Origin of the sequence: Streptomyces sp. NPDC058157, from assembly GCF_042884105.1 — a bacterium.
Taxonomy (GTDB): domain Bacteria; phylum Actinomycetota; class Actinomycetes; order Streptomycetales; family Streptomycetaceae; genus Streptomyces.
Map to the genome: position 1 here is coordinate 1 of NZ_JBHVUQ010000416.1, position 606 is coordinate 606.

Sequence of the window (606 nt, forward strand, 5' to 3'; positions counted from 1 at the left end):
GCATCAAGCCGACGGCCGGTTTCACCCGTCCGCTGCCCACGCTGCTCTGCTTCGTGCTCGCCGCCGTGGCCGTCTATCTGCTGTCCCTGGCGATGAAGGGCCTGCCCGTCGGCACGGCCTACGCCGTCTTCACCGGAATCGGCGCGGCCGGTGCCATCACCCTGGGCGTCGTGGTCCACAAGGACCCGGTGACCGTGGGCCGGCTCCTCGCCCTCGCCATGATCATCGGTGGCGTGGCGCTGTCCCACGCGACCGCCCCGGCCGGGTGAAGGACCCGGACCCACCCGGGAGCGAGGTCACATTCGTCCAATCCGAACGCTCTCGGCGCCGCTACGTTCCACGGCGGGCGCGATTCGGGAGGGAACACGGCGATGACGACACACCTACAGGCCGGCGATCCGCGTGAGGTGGGCGGATTCCGGCTGGTCGGGCGACTGGGCGGCGGGGAACTGGGGACGGTGTTCCTCGGCCGCTCCCGCAGCGGCCGGCTGGTGGCGGTCAGGTTGCTCGCGCCGGAGTTGGCGGCCGATCCGGAGTTCCGGCGCCGCTTCTCGGAACTGACCGCCTCCGCGCGCAGGGTGAGCGGCTTCTACACGGCGCAGGTGG

1 protein-coding gene and 1 pseudogene are annotated in these 606 nt (G+C 71.8%); both read left to right on the plus strand.

The genetic code is table 11. From position 1 onward, the window contains the following. The first annotated feature begins 2 nt into the window (after positions 1-2). Positions 3-269, plus strand: a complete 267-nt coding sequence (locus ACFVXK_RS38465) for a DMT family transporter (protein WP_389622013.1) — start codon at positions 3-5, stop codon at positions 267-269. Between the two features lie 102 nt (positions 270-371). Next, positions 372-606: pseudogene (locus ACFVXK_RS38470) on the plus strand (serine/threonine protein kinase); the annotation flags it as partial.